The organism is Martinezella miluonensis (genome assembly GCF_900094545.1).
GTDB lineage: Bacteria > Pseudomonadota > Alphaproteobacteria > Rhizobiales > Rhizobiaceae > Rhizobium > Rhizobium miluonense.
In genome coordinates, this window is sequence record NZ_FMAH01000001.1 from 251,628 (window position 1) to 267,939 (window position 16,312).

The 16,312-nt window shown below is 61.1% G+C and carries 20 protein-coding genes and 1 pseudogene; 9 read left to right on the top strand and 12 right to left on the bottom strand.

The window, feature by feature from the left end; genetic code table 11:
- Positions 1-13 precede the first annotated feature (13 nt).
- A complete protein-coding gene (locus GA0061102_RS01230; protein ID WP_092843256.1) occupies positions 14-223 on the top strand; it encodes a TOBE domain-containing protein in 210 nt (69 codons plus the stop codon).
- Between the two features lie 57 nt (positions 224-280).
- Here the strand turns inward: GA0061102_RS01230 and tsaA are convergent, their stop codons facing one another.
- A complete protein-coding gene (gene tsaA / locus GA0061102_RS01235) occupies positions 281-805 on the bottom strand; it encodes a tRNA (N6-threonylcarbamoyladenosine(37)-N6)-methyltransferase TrmO (protein WP_092843258.1) in 525 nt (174 codons plus the stop codon).
- 22 nt (positions 806-827) lie between these two features.
- Positions 828-1,853 (bottom strand): iron ABC transporter substrate-binding protein, encoded by a 1,026-nt coding sequence (locus GA0061102_RS01240; RefSeq protein WP_092843260.1) that lies wholly within the window; start codon positions 1,851-1,853, stop codon positions 828-830.
- A 308-nt stretch (positions 1,854-2,161) separates the two neighbouring features.
- Here GA0061102_RS01240 and GA0061102_RS01245 point away from each other — a divergent pair, with 308 nt between their 5' ends.
- Both GA0061102_RS01245 and GA0061102_RS01250 read left to right on the top strand, forming a co-directional pair.
- Positions 2,162-2,554, top strand: a complete 393-nt coding sequence (locus tag GA0061102_RS01245) for a nuclear transport factor 2 family protein (protein ID WP_092843263.1) — start codon at positions 2,162-2,164, stop codon at positions 2,552-2,554.
- Between the two features lie 71 nt (positions 2,555-2,625).
- Positions 2,626-3,447, top strand: coding sequence for a helix-turn-helix domain-containing protein (locus GA0061102_RS01250; RefSeq protein WP_092843264.1), 822 nt, complete (start codon positions 2,626-2,628; stop codon positions 3,445-3,447).
- 85 nt (positions 3,448-3,532) lie between these two features.
- On the opposite strand, the gene GA0061102_RS01255 is transcribed toward GA0061102_RS01250, so the two are convergent.
- Entirely contained in the window at positions 3,533-5,116 is a 1,584-nt protein-coding gene (locus tag GA0061102_RS01255) for a peptide chain release factor 3 (protein ID WP_092843266.1), read from the bottom strand.
- Positions 5,117-5,207: 91 nt separating this feature from the next.
- Between GA0061102_RS01255 and dut the strand changes: the two genes are divergently transcribed.
- A complete protein-coding gene (gene dut, locus GA0061102_RS01260; RefSeq protein WP_092843267.1) occupies positions 5,208-5,678 on the top strand; it encodes a dUTP diphosphatase in 471 nt (156 codons plus the stop codon).
- 52 nt (positions 5,679-5,730) lie between these two features.
- Here the strand turns inward: dut and GA0061102_RS01265 are convergent.
- Both GA0061102_RS01265 and GA0061102_RS01270 read right to left on the bottom strand, forming a co-directional pair.
- A pseudogene (locus GA0061102_RS01265) lies at positions 5,731-5,919 on the bottom strand (IS481 family transposase); the annotation flags it as partial.
- A 62-nt stretch (positions 5,920-5,981) separates the two neighbouring features.
- Positions 5,982-6,446: an Lrp/AsnC family transcriptional regulator gene (locus GA0061102_RS01270; protein WP_092843271.1), complete on the bottom strand. Its 465-nt coding sequence runs from the start codon at positions 6,444-6,446 to the stop codon at positions 5,982-5,984.
- Positions 6,447-6,554: 108 nt separating this feature from the next.
- On the opposite strand from GA0061102_RS01270, the gene GA0061102_RS01275 reads away from it, so the two are divergent.
- Positions 6,555-7,469, top strand: a complete 915-nt coding sequence (locus GA0061102_RS01275) for a DMT family transporter (RefSeq protein WP_092843672.1) — start codon at positions 6,555-6,557, stop codon at positions 7,467-7,469.
- The gene (locus tag GA0061102_RS01280) at positions 7,466-7,768 is read left to right on the top strand and encodes an NIPSNAP family protein (RefSeq protein WP_092843273.1); all 303 of its coding nucleotides are present in this window, start codon (positions 7,466-7,468) and stop codon (positions 7,766-7,768) included. Before GA0061102_RS01275 ends, GA0061102_RS01280 begins: the two co-directional genes overlap by 4 nt.
- Positions 7,769-7,771: 3 nt before the next feature.
- On the opposite strand, the gene GA0061102_RS01285 is transcribed toward GA0061102_RS01280, so the two are convergent.
- The 3 genes from GA0061102_RS01285 to GA0061102_RS01295 are packed head-to-tail and all read right to left on the bottom strand — an operon-like array spanning position 7,772 to position 9,623.
- Positions 7,772-8,407: a hypothetical protein gene (locus GA0061102_RS01285; RefSeq protein ID WP_092843275.1), complete on the bottom strand. Its 636-nt coding sequence runs from the start codon at positions 8,405-8,407 to the stop codon at positions 7,772-7,774.
- Positions 8,407-9,039 (bottom strand): LysE family translocator, encoded by a 633-nt coding sequence (locus GA0061102_RS01290; RefSeq protein WP_092843277.1) that lies wholly within the window; start codon positions 9,037-9,039, stop codon positions 8,407-8,409. Before GA0061102_RS01290 ends, GA0061102_RS01285 begins: the two co-directional genes overlap by 1 nt.
- Positions 9,040-9,065: 26 nt before the next feature.
- Entirely contained in the window at positions 9,066-9,623 is a 558-nt protein-coding gene (locus GA0061102_RS01295) for a cysteine hydrolase family protein (RefSeq protein WP_092843674.1), read from the bottom strand.
- Between the two features lie 128 nt (positions 9,624-9,751).
- Here GA0061102_RS01295 and GA0061102_RS01300 point away from each other — a divergent pair, with 128 nt between their 5' ends.
- Together GA0061102_RS01300 and cysK are read left to right on the top strand one after the other, a co-directional pair.
- Positions 9,752-10,369 (top strand): LysE family translocator, encoded by a 618-nt coding sequence (locus GA0061102_RS01300; RefSeq protein WP_092843279.1) that lies wholly within the window; start codon positions 9,752-9,754, stop codon positions 10,367-10,369.
- Positions 10,370-10,503: 134 nt separating this feature from the next.
- Positions 10,504-11,472 (top strand): cysteine synthase A, encoded by a 969-nt coding sequence (cysK, locus tag GA0061102_RS01305; RefSeq protein WP_092843281.1) that lies wholly within the window; start codon positions 10,504-10,506, stop codon positions 11,470-11,472.
- Positions 11,473-11,544: 72 nt separating this feature from the next.
- On the opposite strand, the gene GA0061102_RS01310 is transcribed toward cysK, so the two are convergent.
- Positions 11,545-13,077, bottom strand: a complete 1,533-nt coding sequence (locus GA0061102_RS01310) for a YifB family Mg chelatase-like AAA ATPase (RefSeq protein ID WP_092843283.1) — start codon at positions 13,075-13,077, stop codon at positions 11,545-11,547.
- 136 nt (positions 13,078-13,213) lie between these two features.
- Here GA0061102_RS01310 and GA0061102_RS01315 point away from each other — a divergent pair, with 136 nt between their 5' ends.
- Positions 13,214-13,615, top strand: coding sequence for a hypothetical protein (locus GA0061102_RS01315; protein ID WP_139115011.1), 402 nt, complete (start codon positions 13,214-13,216; stop codon positions 13,613-13,615).
- A gap of 21 nt (positions 13,616-13,636) precedes the next feature.
- On the opposite strand, the gene gshB is transcribed toward GA0061102_RS01315, so the two are convergent.
- The 3 genes from gshB to GA0061102_RS01330 form a co-directional block, all read right to left on the bottom strand.
- A complete protein-coding gene (gene gshB / locus GA0061102_RS01320; protein WP_092843286.1) occupies positions 13,637-14,584 on the bottom strand; it encodes a glutathione synthase in 948 nt (315 codons plus the stop codon).
- Positions 14,585-14,677: 93 nt separating this feature from the next.
- Positions 14,678-15,181, bottom strand: a complete 504-nt coding sequence (locus GA0061102_RS01325; protein WP_092843288.1) for a cupin domain-containing protein — start codon at positions 15,179-15,181, stop codon at positions 14,678-14,680.
- 97 nt (positions 15,182-15,278) lie between these two features.
- Positions 15,279-16,274, bottom strand: coding sequence for an exonuclease/endonuclease/phosphatase family protein (locus GA0061102_RS01330; RefSeq protein WP_092843290.1), 996 nt, complete (start codon positions 16,272-16,274; stop codon positions 15,279-15,281).
- Between the last annotated feature and the right edge of the window lie 38 nt (positions 16,275-16,312).

Here is a 16,312-nt window from a genome sequence, read left to right on the forward strand (position 1 = left end):
GGGAGAAATATCCATGAAAATCAGTGCAAGAAACCGTCTCAAGGGCAAGATCGTCGAGATCACCAAAGGTGCGACGACGGCCCATGTCCGTATCGATATCGGCAACGGCTCCATCGTTACCTCCTCGATCACCAACGAGGCGGTCGACGAACTGGGCCTGACGGTGGGATCTGCCGCCTATGCCGTCGTCAAGGCATCCGACGTCATGGTCGCCGTCGACTGACAACCAAAGCGGGCATGATCTTATCCGAAAACCGCTTCGCACTTTTCGGGATCATGCCTAGGCCTTCTGGCAATAATGCGCTGTCTCGCCGTCGCCGGTCTGGAAATCTCCGGGCTGCGGCGGCGCGATCGGTTTGAACAGCGTGCGATCCGGCTTCAGATCGAGCAGCGGCGTGCCATCCAGACAATCGAGGCCGCGAACCAGTAGCACGGCACCTTCGACGGCTTCGAGCTTGACGATGGATGTGCCGATGGGGTTGGGCCGAACCGGGGACCGCAGCGAGAAAGTGCCATGCACCTTGCCGCTGCTGGCCGGGCTCTGCAGCACGAGATCCCGCCTGGAGCGATCCAGCCAATAAAGAACTTCCAGCCGCTCGAAAGCTTCCACGCCCTGCAGCGCCGCCACCCAGGGCTCGAAGATCTCGATCCGGCAGATCGGTCCGTCAGGCCGGCCCTGGCGCGGCGTTTCCATGCGCGATGTCCAGGGTGTGGAGATGCGGCCGATGAAGGTAAGACCGGCATCCGACGCTGCCGGCGGTTCGACGGCCACCTCGTTTTCGCGAATCTCGTTTTCACGAACCATGAACTGCCTCCTCCGATGCCTGTTACTTCACGCCCTTCAGCAGCGTCGCCACCTGATCGTCCGTCAGATCGACCTGATAGAACAGCTTGTAGAACTCCTTCACGTCGCCGGCAAAATCGCTGCGGAAGAGCTTTGGATAAAGCAACTTTTCCAGCCAGCGCACGCCGATGAGCCGGTTGACGCCGGGCGGTGAGTCGAACCAGCCGAAAGGCAGCGATGGCGGCAGGAAGACCTTGCCGTCCTTGACGGCCTTGATGCCTGCCCATTGAGGATCGCTCTTCGCCAATGCCGCGAAATTCGCGTCGTCGGCGATGATGATATCCGGATTCCAGCCGGCGACCTGCTGCGGCGTCACCTTGGTCAGGCCGCCTTTGCCGGCGGCAGCGGCAACGTTCATCGTGCCGACGGCATCGAGGATTTCGAGATTGATCGAGCCGGAGAGCCCCGTTTCCAGACCGTCGGCCCCGCGGCCGTAATAGACGCGCGGACGCGGATCGTTCGGCAGCGTCGCCAGCTTGTCGTTCAGATCCTTGATCTCGGAATCGGCATAATCGGCAAGCTTGTTGGCACGATCCCCGACGCCGATCAGCGCGCCGACGTCGCGAAGCGTATCGGCGGTGCGGGCAAAGCTGCCGTCGATGAGGACATAGGGAATACCCGTCTCGGACTGCACCTTGTCGGCCAACGCCTTGTAGGTGGGATCGACCGTGCCGGCATCCAGAATGATATCCGGCTTGGCATCCGTCACGGTCTGCGCGCTGATCGTGCCGCCCTTGCCGGTCAGTCGCCCAATGATGGGCAGAGCGCGCGCCGACGGCATCAGATAGGCTTTGGCGGCATCATCTGGCGCATGAACCCAGCCGGCCAGCTTTTCCGGCGCCAGCACGTAGACAAGCACTGCTGCCGGCGGCCCGGCGACGACGATGCGGCTGATTTTGTCCGGCACCGACACCGTGCGTCCGGCCGCATCGGTGATGATTCGCGCTTCGGCCGCGACCGGCAACAAGCCGACAAAAGCCAGAGCAAGAACCGCAAGAATTTTCATCATGAAAGCTGCCCGTTCCGATCGATAGGATCCTCCGGGCCGGCACTATGGCATAGCGCTATATGGGATGGAACATCGCCAAGGCACTATTCCAAAATGAAACATATCCGAAGCGATCAAGTCGGCTTGAAGCGTGATCGGCGGGCTTTCATTACATCGCATGTAATTGAGAGAAGCATTCGTCTCGAGGTATTTAGCGACCATCTTCTTGCAGGAAGAGCATTTAGAGCCCTTCAACATATCGAGCCTCAGCCCGCGACCAAGTCGGTGGCCACGACCCGTCGCGTTAGCGGCAGGCTCAGGAGAAACCCATGACGACGATGATGTTCACGAAAACAGAAGCCCCCCAATGGCTACTGGCCTTCTGGCGGGAAATTGACGACAAGACCTTCGGCGACGGCTTCGATTGCTTCGCGGAAGACGCAACATGCAATCTCGGCATTGCCGACTGGAAAGGGCGCGAAACTATTCGTGAAAACTTGCGCGCCTTCATCGACACCGGCTTCACTGCGTTGCATGACGTCACCGAATATTGGGACGGCGGATCGCTGAAAGTATTCCGCGGGACTGTTACCATGACGCCCGACGACCGAACGCAGACCATGGTCATACCGGTCATGACACATTTCTTCTACATGGATGGGGCCGATCCCACCAAGGTGCGTCACTGGTACGGATCAGTCGGGCCCATTGCGTTCGGATAGGAATCGACGTCGGCGGGGCTGCTGAATAAGGCCCCGCCACGATGACACAGGCGAAGCGAGGCCTTTGCAAGATGAGTTCTTCCCACGCCGATTTGAGACGACCAAACGAACTCGGCCCGCAGCTACGCGCATGGCGCGACACGCGCGGCAAGAGTCAGCTCGAGCTTTCGCTCGACACCGGCATTTCGCAGCGTCAGATCAGTTTTATCGAAAGTGGCAGGAGTACGCCTGGCCGCCAGAATGTCTTGCGTCTCGCCGACGCGTTGGACGTGCCGTTCCGCGAGCGCAATACCTTGCTGCTCGCGGCCGGTTACGCACCAATCTATTCGGAGGGAAGTTTCGATGATCGCGAGATGCGGGGCGTTACGAATGCACTCACGCGTATGCTTCGTCAGCACGAGCCTTTTCCGGCAGTGGTGATGGACCGCTATTGGAATGTCGTGATGACCAATGATGCGACCCTTCGCTTCTTCGGCCACTTCATCGATATGGAAGCCCGCCCGGCACCGCGCAATCTCCTGCATCTCATGTTCGATCCCGCAGGCATGCGGCCCTTTATTCCGGATTGGGATCAGACGGCGAAGAGTCTTTTGGGGCGAGTTTTCCGCGAATCTGTCGGTCGCGTCATCGATGCGCGGACGAAGGAACTCGTCGACAATCTGCTCGCCTACCCCGATGTAAACGCCGAATGGCAAACATCTCCAACGATCGAGAATGCGCCGGTCATTCCCCTATCCTTCGTAAAGGACGGACATGTTCTGAAATTTTTCTCGCTGGTCACGACGGTCGGTATCGCGCAAATGATCACGACGCAGGAATTGCGGATTGAGTGCATGTTTCCGCTGGATGAAGCCACGGAGGCTCAGTACGCGGAGCTCATGAGCAGGCCCTAGCAAGGCCGGAGTAAGCTTGAAGTCCGGGAACGCAATGGGTCACAAATTCGCTGCTTGTGACTCATTACATCAAAATCCGAAGTGATCACGCCGCCTTGACGGCGTGATATTCCTTGATGGCGACCATCTTGATAGCCGGGTAACGTTCGGCCTCGTAGCGCAGCGAGAAGCCATCCTGGGCGAGGAAAACCGGGTCACCATCGAGATCGCGGGCGATATCGCCACGACGCGAAGTGACGAACTTTTCGAGGTCGGCGGCCTGATCGGCAGAAACCCAGCGGCAGACGGAGAAGCGCGACATTTCGAAGGAAACCGGCAGGCCGTATTCCGCCATCAGCCGCTCCTTCAAGACGTCGAGCTGCAGCGCACCGACGACGCCGACGATGGCGGGCGAGCCGTCCTCGGGCGAGAAGAGCTGCACGACGCCTTCTTCAGCCATCTGCTGCAGCGCTTCCTTGAGCTTCTTTGCCTTCATGGCATCCTCGAGGCGCACGCGGCGGAGGATTTCCGGCGAGAAGTTCGGCACGCCCTGGAAGACGAGGGATTCGCCTTCGGTCAGCGTATCACCGATGCGCAGCGTTCCATGGTTCGGAATGCCGACGACATCGCCGGCAAAGGCCGTGTCGGCAAGCTGGCGCTGCGAAGCGAAGAAGAATTGCGGCGCGGTCAAGCCGAGCTGCTTGCCGGTGCGCGACAGGCGCGCCTTCATGCCGCGCTCGAGCTTGCCCGAGCAGATGCGCGCAAAGGCGATGCGGTCGCGATGGTTCGGGTCCATGTTGGCCTGGATCTTGAAGACGAAGGCCGTCATCTTGTCGTCGGTGGCGTGAACCGTCCTGATATCGGCGACCTGATCGCGCGGCGGCGGCGCGAAGTCGCCGAGCGCATTGATCAGATCGCGAACACCGAAATTGCGCAGTGCCGAACCGAAGAAAACCGGCGTCATGTGGCCTTCGAGGAAGGATTCGCGGTCGAAGGGCCGGCAGGCTTCGATGGCAAGCTCCGTCTCGTCGATGAAGGCCTGGCGCTCGTTTTCCGGCAGCCTGTCGGCGACCGCCTGCGGGCCGTTCACGCGCGTCGCCTCGACCTCGGTGTCGGAACCGCGCACGGTATTGGTGGCCAGATGATAGGAGCCGCAGAAGGTCTTGGAGCGGCCGATCGGCCAGGTGACCGGGGCCGTATCGAGCGCGAGCTTCTCTTCGACCTCGTCGAGAATCTCGAACGGATCGCGGCTTTCGCGGTCCATCTTGTTGATGAAGGTGATGATCGGGATGTCGCGCATGCGGCAAACTTCGAACAGCTTCAGCGTCCGCGGCTCGATACCCTTGGCGGCGTCGATGACCATGACCGCGGCGTCGACGGCCGTCAGCGTGCGATAGGTGTCGTCGGCGAAGTCTTCGTGGCCGGGCGTATCGAGAATGTTGAAGACGTTGCCTTCATATTCGAAGGTCATGACCGAGGTGACGACCGAGATGCCGCGCTCGCGCTCGATCTTCATCCAGTCGGAGCGCGTCTGCATGCGATCCTTCTTCGCCTTGACTTCGCCGGCAAGCTGAATGGCGCCGCCGAAAAGCAGCAGCTTTTCGGTGAGCGTTGTCTTGCCCGCGTCCGGGTGAGCGATAATAGCAAATGTGCGGCGGCGGGAGACCGCCTCGGCGAGACTTTCGGCCATGCTTGTGAATCCTGTGAATTGCGGCCGTATCTAGCGACTTAAAGCCCGAAATGCAATTGACCTGCGGCGTTCGAGCGCAAACTAATACGGCATGACCATTCACACCGACACCCGACCGACCCTGAACCTCATCCGCCTGCCGCATGGCGAAGGCCTTGAGCTGCCCGCCTATGAGACCAGGGGCGCTGCCGGTATGGACCTACGCGCCGCAGTCGACGATGGCGCGACGCTGACGATCCTTCCCGGCAAGCGGGATCTCGTTCCCACCGGGTTCATCTTCGAGGTTCCCGATGGCTACGAGGCGCAGATCCGTCCGCGCTCCGGCCTTGCCCTCAAGCACGGCATCACCTGCCTGAACTCGCCCGGCACGATCGACAGCGACTATCGCGGCGAAGTGAAGGTGCTGCTGATCAACCTCGGCGAGGAGCCGTTCGAGATCACCCGCGGCATGCGCATCGCGCAGATGGTCATTGCCCCCTCGATCCAGGCCCGCATCTTCGAGACCGCCGAAGCAAGCGAGACCAAGCGCGGCGCCGGCGGCTTCGGCTCGACCGGCATGTAATGTCCGAGCTTGCCCGAGCGCTTGGCCTGACCCTGCGTCAGGACACGTTCTCAATCGATGTCAGCGTTGAGGACGGATTTAGCGGCCCATCGGCTGTCGTGGTCCGCTCACGCCATTTGGCCACCGTCTTTGGGTTCAGGCCGTAGCGGGCGGCAAGGGACCGGGTGCTTTCTTGCGGCGCTTGGAGTTCCGCCCGAAGACGCGGCGTGGTGCGGGCGCTGCCGTGAAGAATACTTCCCATATGCATCCTCTTTCTGACGACTCAGGATCAACGATGCGCCATCTTATGCCGGGACCACACACCTAGCGCGAAAGCGGCGGCAACCGGCGCTTGACCGGCGTCGCCTTGATCATCGAGGTATTCGTTTCGGCCCGCTCGGTGATCTTGTCCAGGATGCCGTCGAGTTCGCCCATCGAGCGCACCACCAGCCGCCCGATGAAGCAATCGTCGCCGGTGACCTTGTCGCATTCGATGAACTCAGGCGTCTCTTGAATGATCCGCTCGACGACATGCAGCTGGCCGGGCAAGGGCCGGATGCGAACGATCGCCTGCAGGGGATAGCCGATCGTCTCGGGCGCGATATCGACAGTAAAAGCCGAGATAATACCGCGTTCCTCCAGCCGCCGCAGCCGCTCCGCCGCGCTGGGGGACGACAGGCCCGCTGCTTCCGCCAGCTCTTTCAGCGATATCCTGGCATTGCGCGCCAAAGCCTCAAGCATTCGCTGATCGATCTCATCGAGACCTAGAGGCCCGTTAGGTATACCCATGCTTCAGCCTCATTTAATTAGGCACTGAAATTCTCTTTCCTCATTAAATCTATATCATCGGCTCTCACGCCGCAATATGATTGACCTCCTTAGATGGGAGCCAAGGCCATGAACGAGATAAGACACGGCACGATAGAAATGACGGCAGCTATGCTGATTTCAGGCACGATCGGCTGGTTCGTGCTGATGTCCGGGCAAGCCGTGACCGACGTCGTGTTCTGGCGCTGTTCATTCGGCGCGCTGACGCTACTCGCCATCTGCGCGGCCATAGGCCTCCTGCGCCCCGGCATCCTCAATCTCAAGACGTTCTCCATAGCGGTCGGCGGCGGCATCGCCATCGTCCTCAACTGGCTGCTGCTTTTCGCCGCCTATTCCCACGCTTCCATTTCCATCGCCACCACCGTTTATAATACGCAACCCTTCATGCTGCTGGGGCTCGGCGCGCTGTTCCTGGGCGAGCGGATCACCTTCACCAAGCTCTTCTGGCTTGGCTTCGCCTTTGCCGGCATGGCTATTATCGTGGAGGGCAAGCCGGCCGAAGCTGCCGGTTCGGGAAGCTATGCGATCGGCATCCTGCTCTCGCTGGGTGCGGCCTTCTTCTACGCGCTGGCGGCCATTGCCGCGAAGTGGCTGAAAGGCACACCGCCGCACCTGATTGCGCTGATCCAGGTCTCGACAGGCATCCTAATGCTCGCACCCTTCACCAATTTTTCCGCCGCTCCGCACGATGCCGGCGGATGGTCGATCCTCATCACCATGGGTGTTGTCCATACGGGCGTGATGTATGTGCTGCTCTATGGCGCCATTCAGAAGCTGCCGACGCATCTCACCGGCGCGCTGTCCTTCGTCTATCCGATCGCCGCCATCGTGGTCGATCGCCTCGCCTTCGGCCATGTGCTCGGCGTCGCGCAGATCGTCGGTGCCATCATCATTCTAGGCGCTGCGGCCGGCATGAATCTCGGCTGGACGATCCCCCTGCCCTGGCATAGAAACGCTCATCTCTCCAAGGAGGCCGCCAAATGATCACCTGCTACCTGCGCTATGTCATCGACCCCTACAAGCTTGCCGAGTTTGAGCATTATGCCAAACTTTGGATCCCGCTGGTCAACCGGCTGGGCGGCAAGCATCACGGCTATTTCCTGCCGCATGAAGGCGCCAACAACATCGCGCTGGCGCTCTTCAGCTTTCCGAGCCTTGCGGCCTATGAAGACTATCGGAAGAAAATGGCCGAGGACGCGGAATGCCGCGCCGCATTTGCTTATGGCGAGGAAACACGCTGCATCGTCAGCTACGAGCGCAGCTTCATGCGGCCAGTGTTCTAAAGCCTATTTAGCCGGAGTCGGACAGGTTTCAGGGCGACCATCGAGACCTTCCGCCATCTTTTCGAACGTCGCACCTGGTCCGGCCTTGCTCCCACCGATGCGCAGGACATAGAGGCTGTCAAAATCCTCGCCGTTCCATTTCGGCACCGCTTTTTCATCGCCGCCATTATCGCTCATCAACTCGCGGGCAAGATCGACGATCTTCTTGTGCTCCCAGGCGACTAAGACCAGCTTGCCGGCATAGCCAGGCTTCTTGAGTTCGGCTTTCAGATCATCGATATCATCATAGCCGAAGCTGGTATCGACAGGCATGCCGAGCGCGATCGCGGTCGGCTCGATGGTCGCCAGCGGGCGGATGTAATCGTAGGAAACGCCGGAATCTTTCTTCCGCTTGGATGGATTCGGCGCAAAGATCGCCGCGGGCTTGCCGAAGAGCTTTGCCAGCACCGACGGCAGGGCCAGCGCCCGGTTGAGACCCTGGCAGCTGAGCTGGCCGAGGCCTGTTTCCGGCTTCTCGCCATGGCGCATAAAGACGATCGTCCGCGCGCCCGTCTCCGCAGCCGAAGCAATCGGAGAGGAACTCAATACCGATGCAAGTGCCAGCAGACCGGCAGCGAGTGGTAGCGAAAGTTTCGACATTAGCGCTGCGCCTCGAAAGCCATACGGAGGGCGAGCCCGGCCAGCACCGTGCCCATCAGCCAGCGCTGCACCAGTGCGAAGGACGGGCGGCGCACGAAGAACTGCGCAACGGAGCCCGCCGTCAGCGCGAAGATGGCATTAAAGGTCAGGCTGACGGCGATATGGATGAAGCCGAAAATGACGGATTGCGCGAAGACGCTGCCGGCGGCCGGATCGATGAACTGCGGCAGCAGCGAAAGATAGAGAACCGCGACCTTCGGATTGAGCAGGCTGGTGACCAGCCCCATGGAGAAGAGCCGGCGCTTGCTATCCTTCGGCAGCTCGCGCACCTGAAAGGCGGAACGGCCACCGGGCTTCAGTGCATTCCAGGCCAGCCAGGCAAGGTAGGCGGCACCCGCCAGCCGCAACGCGTCATAGGCGAAGGGCACCGCGAGGACAAAGGCGGTGATGCCGAGGGCGGCGGAGAGCATATAGAAGACGAAGCCGCAGGCGACGCCGCCGAGCGAGATCAACCCGGCCGCAGGACCCTGCGAGATCGATCGCGACACCAGATAGATCATGTTCGGCCCGGGTGTCAGCACCATGCCCAGAGCGATCAGGGCAAAGGCGATCATGCTGGTCAGATGCGGCATCGGGGCCTCCGGGGCGGAAGAAGACTTCAGAAGAGAATTTCGGTGGATGCAATCAGCTTGATTTCATGCGGCCCGGCATCGAAGCCGTCAAGCAGCATATTGTGATGGGTGACAATCTCTTCGAAGGTCAGCTTGCCCATGTCAGCCGTAGTGTGGCCATTGGAGATCAGCGAGACGTCGAAACCGAGCGAAACGGCACGACGGGCTGTCGTGTCGACACAGAATTGCGTCATGCAGCCGCCGATGAAAAGACGGGTGATGCCGCGGGCACGCAGCTTCGCCTCAAGATCGGTTTCGAAGAAGGAATCTGAGCTCGTCTTATGCACTACGACATCACCCGCCTCGGGCGCGATTTCCCGACGCAGCTGCCAGCCTTCGCTGCGCTTTGCCAGGCGGTGCCCCACCGTGCCGTCATGCTGGACGATGAAGGCTGGAATGCCGGCGGCGCGTGCGTTGCGCTTCAGCGTTGCGAGCTTGGTCACGACCGTCTCCAGCACGGTGTCAATGGCCGGCTGACGATCCGGGGCGCCGAGACCGGTCAGGATGGAATTCTGTAGATCGATCAGGAGCAATGCAGAAGACATGATATCCTTGGGCAAAGCGGTTTCGACGCACCTTACCCCCTTGGTAATATGTTCGCAGCGCCGGCGCAATCGCTTGAAAACGCAAAGGTGGTGCGATAGAGACACCACCATCTGTGGAGGAAACCCTCATGACGCTCGCGGCCCTGCTCGCTTATTGCGGCGCTCTCTTCATCGCAGCCGCCATCCCCGGTCCGGGCGTTACGGCGATCGTGGCGCGCGCGCTCGGCTCCGGCTTCCGCGAGACCTTCTTCATGGGCCTCGGCCTCGTGCTCGGCGACACGATCTACCTGACGGCGGTCATCCTCGGCCTTGCGGTCGTGGCGCAGGCCTTTACCGAGGTCTTTATCGTTATCAAGATCGCCGGCGCTCTTTATCTCGGCTATATCGCCTGGAAACTCTGGACCGCGGGCCTGCTGGCAGCCGATATCGCGGCGAAAAAATCCAACGGTGCCGGTATGTCCTTTCTCTCGGGCCTGCTGGTGACGCTCGGCAATCCGAAGGCCATGCTCTTCTATATCGCGCTGGTGCCGACGCTGATCGACATCAACCACATCGGCCCGCACGAGTATGCCATATTGCTTGCGGCAACCTTCGTCGTACTGCTGATCGTTCTCGTGCCCTATATGCTGCTTGCCTCGCGAGCCCGCATCTTTCTCAAGAAGCCGAGAGCCCTGCAGATATTGAACAGGGTCGCCGCCAGCATTCTCGCCGGCACGGCCGCCTTCATCGCCGCTCGCGCAGCCTGAAAAAACCTTCTATGAAGAAGCCTATCGAGAGATTCTTTTCTCACGGGCAGCGAGCCTGGGGCGCGTGCGCACTCTAGTTTCCGCCGGCGTTTGATCCTATTGTCACCCCATAATTCACATAGAGGGAGATACCCATGTCCGACACCCGCAAACCAGGCCGCGGCCGCGTTTATGCCTCGATCACCGAGACCATCGGCGATACCCCGATCATTCGTCTCGACAAGCTGGCAAAGGAAAAGGGCGTCAAGGCCAACCTCCTGGCAAAGCTTGAATTTTTCAATCCCATCGCTTCCGTGAAGGACCGCATCGGCGTCGCGATGATCGAAAGCCTGGAAGCCCAGGGCAAGATCGCGCCCGGCAGGACCGTGCTGATCGAGCCGACTTCGGGCAATACCGGTATCGCGCTTGCCTTCGCCGCTGCTGCCAAGGGTTACAAGCTGATCCTGACCATGCCGGAAACCATGTCGATCGAGCGCCGCAAGATGCTGGCGCTGCTCGGCGCCGAGCTGGTGCTGACCGAAGGCCCGAAGGGCATGAAGGGCGCGATCGCCAAGGCCGAAGAACTGGCCTCGACGCTGCCTGATGCCATCATCCCGCAGCAGTTCGAAAATCCGGCCAATCCGGAAATCCATCGCAAGACGACGGCCGAGGAAATCTGGAACGACACCGAGGGCAAGGTCGATATCTTCGTGTCCGGCATCGGCACCGGCGGCACGATCACCGGCGTCGGTCAGGTGCTGAAGGCGCGCAAGCCCGACGTCAAGGTCATTGCCGTCGAGCCGGCGGATTCGCCGGTTCTGTCGGGCGGCAATCCCGGCCCGCACAAGATCCAGGGCATAGGCGCCGGCTTTGCACCAAAGATCCTCGACACCCACGTCTATGACGAGGTGGTGACCGTCACCAATGACGAGGCCTTTCAGCTGGCGCGGCTGGTCGCAAAGCTCGAAGGCGTGCCGGTCGGCATTTCCTCGGGTGCTGCGCTGACGGCAGCCATCAAGGTCGGCCAGCGCCCCGAAAACGAAGACAAGACCATCGTGGTCATCATCCCGTCCTTCGCCGAGCGCTATCTCTCGACAGCGCTGTTCGAAGGACTTGGCGGCTGAGATATCGCCTTATCGGGTTGATCTGGAAAAGGGCGCTACGGCGCCCTTTCTTATATCCGTCTCTTCGGATTTTCACGCGTGCGCAGTCAACCGCTCGCCGGCAATGCGGTAGGAGATGGCTTCCGCCAGATGGATACGCCCGACTGTCGGCTTGTCGTCGAGATCGGCGAGGGTGCGTGCGACCTTGAGGATGCGATGATAGCCGCGTGCCGAGAATTTCATCTTCTCGGCCGCATCGCGCAGCAATTGCAGGCCGGCGGCATCCGGCTCGGCGATGGTTTCGATCATGGCGGTCGAGCAGCGGGCGTTCGTAGTAATCTCCTTCGAGCCTGCCCTTTCGAAACGCTCGCGCTGCCGTTCACGGGCGCGGGCGACGCGGAGCGCGACGTCGGCGCTCTTTTCGGCGGCCGCCGGTCGGATCAGGTCGGCAGCGGATACCGCCGGCACGTCGATACGGATGTCGATGCGATCCAACAGCGGACCGGAAATGCGGCCCTGATAATCGGACGCGCAACGTGGCCCGCGCGCACAGGTATGGCCCGGCTCGCCGGCCATGCCGCAGCGGCAGGGGTTCATCGCCGCCACGAGCTGGATGCCGGCAGGATAGGAGACGCGGTGGTTTGCCCTGGCGATGACGCACTCGCCGGTTTCCAGCGGCTGGCGAAGCGCATCGAGCGCCTGCGGCGAAAACTCCGGCAACTCATCGAGGAAAAGAATGCCGTGATGGGCGAGCGACGCCTCACCCGGTCTGGCGCGCAGACCGCCGCCGACAAGGGCTGCCATGGTGGCCGAGTGATGCGGCGCGCGATAGGGCCGCCGATCGGAGAGCTTGCCACCGGAAAGCTGGCCGGCGATCGAATGGATCATCGACACTTCCAGCAGCTCGTTCGTCGACAAGGGCGGCAGGATCGACGGCAGGCGCGAGGCCAGCATCGACTTGCCGGAGCCGGGAGGCCCGACGAAAAGCAGATTGTGCCCACCGGCCGCCGCCACTTCCAAAGCCCGCTTGGCGCTTTCCTGCCCTTTGATATCGGCCAGATCCGGCAGATTGGCAGCACCGGCGCGGACTGATGGTTCCGGCCGCGACAGGACCTGCGTGCCACGGAAATGGTTGGCAAGTGCGATCAGGCTGCGGGGCGCCAGAATATCGATCTCCTTGCCTGCCCATGCGGCTTCTGGCCCGCTTTCGGCAGGGCAGATCAGCCCCTTGCCCATGGCGTTGGCCGCGATCGCCGCCGGAAGAGCGCCGGCAACGGGTGCGATCGTGCCGTCGAGATTGAGTTCGCCGATGACAGTATAGGACGACAGGGCATCAGCCGGGATCGCGCCGAGTGCCGCCATCAGACCGAGCGCGATGGCAAGGTCGAAGTGGCTGCCCTCCTTGGGCAAGTCTGCCGGCGCGAGATTGACCGTGACCTTCTTCGGCGGCAAGGCGAGACCGGAGGCGTGGAGCGCTGCCTGGACCCGTTCGCGGCTTTCCGCCACTGCTTTGTCGGGCAGGCCGACGATATGCATCAGCACCTTGCCCGGCGCGATCATCACCTGCACTTCGACGGGTACGCCCTCAATGCCCTGAAACGCCACCGTGCTGACGCGCGCTACCATCCCCCGCCCTCATCCAACGCGTTTACCGCTATCAATCTTTCATAACAGACCATGGGTTGCAACGTGACAGAGAAAATGAAATGAAACAAGAACAATAAAAGAACAAAGGAGTGATTTCTACAATCGGGGGCAAATTATGAGACTTGCGATATCGCTATCCCTTCCGATGGGCACCGTTCTGGCCGGCTGCCAGTCAATAGATGGTGGGGACAATCTGGAAAAGGGCACTCCTTATCAATTGAGCACCAAGGAAACCGCTGCGGTGGAAAAGGGTTGGCGCGAACGGCTCCCCTATGAGAGCGTCCTGCTCTTCGGGCCGATGGCGGCTTCCAAGGACAGCAAGGGTTATGTCAGCGTTTGCGGCACGATCACCGCCATGGGTGGCTATGGCGGCATCGCGAACAAGCGGCCTTACGTCGGCATGATGGTCAACGTAAAGCCGCTTTTCGGCTTTGTACCCATCGTCATCGCCAACGACAGCACCACCGGGCAGTCAGCGGTGATCCTGACCTGCCGGCGGATGGGCATCGCGATATAGGTCGGGTTACAGCGAGAGGATTTAGACCCGCTTGGATTCGATCGCGTCCCAGAGCAGGCTGGCGATATCGGCGCCGCCGAAGCGCTTCACTTCGCGCAGCCCCGTTGGCGAGGTGACGTTGATCTCGGTCATGTAATCACCGATGACATCGATGCCGACGAGCAGGAAACCGCGCTCCTTCAGGGCCGGGCCGATGCGGGCGCAGATTTCCTTTTCGCGCGCCGTGAGCTCGGTCGCCTCGGCACGGCCGCCGACATGCATGTTGGAGCGGGCATCATGCTCGGCCGGCACGCGGTTGATCGCGCCGACGGCCTCGCCATCGACGAGCAGGATGCGCTTGTCACCCTTGCGCACGTCGGGCAGATATTGCTGGGCGATGAAAGGCTCGCGGAAGAGCTGGCCGAACATTTCCAGCAGAGAGGACAGATTGCGGTCGTCACGCGTCGAGTGGAAGACGCCGGCGCCGCCATTGCCGTAGAGCGGCTTCAGGATGATATCGCCCATCTCATCGCGGAAGCGGCGGATTTCGCCGGGATCGCGGGTGATCAGCGTCTTCGGCATGAGATCGGCAAATTCGGTGACAAAGATCTTTTCCGGCGAGTTGCGAACCCAAGCCGGATCGTTGACGACGAGCGTCTTCGGGTGGATGCGCTCGAGCAGATGCGTCGAGGTGATATAGGCCATGTCGAAGGGCGGGTCCTGACGCAACAGCACGACGTCCATGGTCGAAAGATCGACGCGCTCAGGCTCGCCGAGCTCGAAGTGATCGCCCTTGACGTCGCGCAGGATCATCGGCTCGACGGAGGCATAGACCTTGCCGTCGCGCATGCTCAGCCGCTCCGGCGTGTAGTGAAAGAGCTTGTAGCCGCGGTTCTGCGCCTCGAGGCTCATGGCGAAAGTCGAGTCGCCCGCAATGTTGATGCCCCGGACATGGTCCATCTGGACCGCAACATTCTTGATACCAGCCATAGTCAGCCCTCGCTCAGATTTGCGGACAGATGTAGGTCGGCCCGCCTCCAAACGCAACGGCTATTCAAGGACTTCCGTCAGGGTTGGCCGCTGTCAGGCGGCAAGGCCCTGCGCGCCGCCCTGCCGGACCAGATTGCGCAGGCGATAAGCCATGGTCAAAGGCTTCGGGAACGGCTTGCGGCAGAATGCGACCTTGCGCAGATAGCGATCGATGCGCCATGTCGCCCATGTGCCGCCAGCGAAATAGGCGACATCACCGGCACTCAGCGTGCGCTCGACGCCGTCTTCCGTGGTGATATGCACCTCGCCTTCGAGGATCATCACGGTTTCGTCCCAGCCGAAATACCAGCGAAATTCGCCGGCCGTGCAATCCCACAGCGCCGTTACCGCAGCATCGTCCTGCCCGCGCGAATGCTCGGCGATGCGGGCCACCGGATCACCCGACAGAATCCAGGATCGTTCGATCGGCGACGGTTTCATTTCCATTTCGCTGCTGGCGCCGGCTACGAAGCTTTTCGACTGCGGCAAAGCAACGACGACAGGAACGGCACGCGCGGCAAAGGCCGCCATGCCCGCCAACATCATTTTCAAGACCATGCAAACCCCCAATTTCCATGCGCGTCTGCCATCTCATCGCATGGGAGCGGTAACGGGGTGGTTCATGAAATCGAGAGCATTTTAATGATTGCAAAAATCAGGCAGAAAAACCTTCGATTGTACAAACGATCATGTCGTGATCGGAAAGCGGCTTGCCCTCTTCATTGAGCGAAGAGACAAGATGGCTTTCACCAATCTTCAGGCCGCGGCTCACGAACCAGTCGAGCTTCATGGTGCGATCGGGAAAGCGCGTGATCAGGCTCGGGCGCGTGCTCGTTTGATCCAGAGGCCCGCCATGGCATTCGAAGCCGCGACCTTCCGCCATGGCAAACAGGGTATCTGTCGAGAAATCGCCGCCGGTGTGGTTGCCGGTGTTGAGATCGCCGCCGATCAGGATCGGGAGACCGGGCGCGAAGGCTTCGACCGCATCGATCAGCGCCGCCATCTGCCGTTCGCGATAGGCAGCGGTCGCGACACTTTCGAGATGGACCGAAACGGCGACGAAGGGACCGGCCTCGGTCTCGACGACGGCACCGACGGCGCAGCGATCGCCGACGCGTGGCTGTTCGTTGCTGTCATTGAACCAGACGGCTTCGCCCGGCAGACGAAAAAGGAAAGCCTGCTTCAGGGTAACGGGCGCCATCAGCGCATTGCCGTGGAAGCCCTTCTCGTTGAAATCGTCGCGGCAGAAGGAGCGCTCGATTTCCGACCCAAGGCTGAGTTCGAGGAATTCGACGCCATAGGCATAGTTCATGCCGAGCGCGCCGGCGATAGCGGCAGTCGGGTCGCGCTGCTCGGTACGGGCCATGCCCTCATCCATCTCAGACAGCAGCACGAGCGGTGCCCCTGTTGTCCGCAGCTTGGCCGCGCTTTCCTCCGGAAACAGGCAGCGCTCCAGATTCCAGGCAGCGACCGTAAACGGGAAGGACAGGGCCTCGACCTTGGCTTCCGCACCACCAACACGCACCGTGTTCATGCAGGCAAGCGATGCCAGCGTCGCGGCGTGAATGGCCGGGGTCTTCTCCAGTGAAACGAGGCTTTTGCGCTCCTCCTGCGAGGGAACGGTGAAGGCGGAAACGGTATTGCGGATCATGGTGAGGCCTGTCGAAACGAGATTGTGAGCGTCGGCGA